Raw genomic sequence first — 2,105 nt, forward strand, 5'->3', positions numbered from 1 at the left:
AGCCGATGCCAAAGTTGACCTTGTGGTAATTTTTGAAATTTTATTCATTTCTTCACCAATAATTCCACGGGCATGCTGATTGGTTGTCTCCATTGTCACAAAGTCATCCACTGTTTTTTATATGCAGCATCTAAATTGCTTAACTCTTCATCCTTTGTAAGCTTATGAGTTCCATTTTCATCTGTCACATATATTTCCCGTGTACCAGATTCATATCCCTGAACAATTTCATCATACAACTCTGCATATGCTGCAACATAACCGTTTGCTCTGTCTGTAGTGCTTAAAGCCTTTTTCCCAGCATTAGCAGCATCTTTGTTCAATTCTGCTGCTTTCTTTGAAATCTCATAACCATAATCTACATCACTGATTTTTCCACTTTTTAACAGTTCTCTCCTCAGAAGTACATCATCATAGGTTTCCTGCCCGTTCTGCTGTATATGTTTGCGATAATGCTCCATTCCATCATTAGAAATAGAAAGCTTTACGGATTGTTCCATCGTATGTTTTTCATTTGCCTGCTTATTTTCTTTCTGAACTTTAGCATCATTTTTTTCTATTATGGGATTCATATTATTCATATAACTAGATATTTTTACCTCTTTCAATTATTCAAATATCCCTGATCCAGTTCTTCTTTCGACCAGACTCTTTCATACGTTCCACCAATTTCGTCAAAAACCTTTTGCCATGTAGAAAATTTATGGATTTCCTCCATGCTATCCTTGTTATTCTGAAGCCATTCATACAGCTTTTCATACATAGAACCAGAAAACCGGACACTCCAATTGTTTTTATAATTTTCATTGTCACTGTATGACATTCCATCAGCTCCTATGGATATAATTCCCTGATCTGTCCGTTTTGCCATTCCTCTAATCTCTAAATCAGCCCAGATAAAACCTTCTTCCCGACTCTCAATTAAATTAGGGTATTTGTCAAAATACATCTCCGCTAATTCTTCATACCTCTTCCGATCCGCTTCATTTTGCAGAAGAACCTTGCCACCTCTGCCTTCTTCACCGTCTTTTACTAAATACTGGATGCCGGTACCTGAATGTGTATTTAATGTAAATCCCTGCAAAGTCTCCACATCCAGCGAATCTTTATCCATTACATTCTGCAATGCATCTTTTAATTCATCATCTAATACCAGGGCATCGTAACTCATCGTTCCATGCTCAGAAATCAAAAACTGCTTTCCTGTTGTTTCATCCTGTCTTATTTTTATATCAGAATAGGAAAATGCCCCCAAACGCTCCCCGTCTTTATTGTATATATCAAAACATTCAGCTTCATTATCGGGTACGATTCTATAATTTTCGGATTCGTACTCTGAATATTCCTGTTTCAAAGTATTTATCGTTTTTCCTGACAGTGCCAGATAAGAATCCATCACTGTACTTTTCTTAGCACGATTGATATCCGCTCTACTGCTAATATCCTCCTTATCCACCGTCTGAGCCAAAGTGTCAGCCCACTTATTCTGGTTCCGATTTGGTTTTAGTTTGTTATAACCTGTTGAATAACGGCTCTCCGCTCCTATACTTCCAATCATTTTTTAAATTCCTCCCGGCATTTTATTCTCTTATTTTAGATGCCAACACGGTATAAAATTCTTTTTCCTGTTGCAGATATGCTGCCCTTTCATCTGTAACGGCTGCCAGCAGATTTTCTATTCTCTCCAATACTTTGTCGATAGCTGCTAAATAACTTTCTTTCGTTTCACCAAAAATATTGTCATCACCACCTGTCAGAAAATCCTGCTCTACCGATAGCTGCGTTAATATACTAATTACATCCGTCTGAAATGGATTAAAACCAGTTTCTTCCAACTGTTCCTATATTTGAAAAAGAGATTCCCATAAATCCACCTCCAACAGCTAGAAGTTTTCGTATAAAATTTTATTCAACGACTTCATAAAGCGGTTTATACTTTCTATCATCCATTAATCACACTCTAGCTTCAAACATACTTTGGCTAACACCTTTCATCCACATATTCTGTGCTGCTCCATATCCTTTTTCCTGCCCTATATCATACAATCCACTGCTGTCAAAGCCTATTTTTAATACCAAATCATTTTCTTTCTTCCAGCCATTTT

Annotated in this window: 3 protein-coding genes; all 3 read right to left on the reverse strand. The window is 36.9% G+C overall.

Going from position 1 to position 2,105, the window contains the following annotated elements:
• Positions 1-95: 95 nt before the first annotated feature.
• From H8S17_RS15920 to H8S17_RS15930, 3 genes are read right to left on the reverse strand one after another with little or no spacing between them, the layout of a single operon-like run.
• Positions 96-608 carry a hypothetical protein gene (locus H8S17_RS15920; RefSeq protein WP_243238114.1) on the reverse strand — a complete coding sequence of 171 codons (513 nt, stop codon included), beginning with the start codon at positions 606-608 and terminating at the stop codon, positions 96-98.
• Positions 605-1,558 carry a hypothetical protein gene (locus tag H8S17_RS15925; protein WP_186867882.1) on the reverse strand — a complete coding sequence of 318 codons (954 nt, stop codon included), beginning with the start codon at positions 1,556-1,558 and terminating at the stop codon, positions 605-607. Before H8S17_RS15925 ends, H8S17_RS15920 begins: the two co-directional genes overlap by 4 nt.
• Positions 1,559-1,580: 22 nt before the next feature.
• Positions 1,581-1,835: a hypothetical protein gene (locus H8S17_RS15930; RefSeq protein WP_243238115.1), complete on the reverse strand. Its 255-nt coding sequence runs from the start codon at positions 1,833-1,835 to the stop codon at positions 1,581-1,583.
• Positions 1,836-2,105 lie beyond the last annotated feature (270 nt).

Source organism: Roseburia zhanii, assembly GCF_014287635.1.
In the GTDB taxonomy this organism is placed as follows: Bacteria; Bacillota; Clostridia; order Lachnospirales; family Lachnospiraceae; genus Roseburia_B; species Roseburia_B zhanii.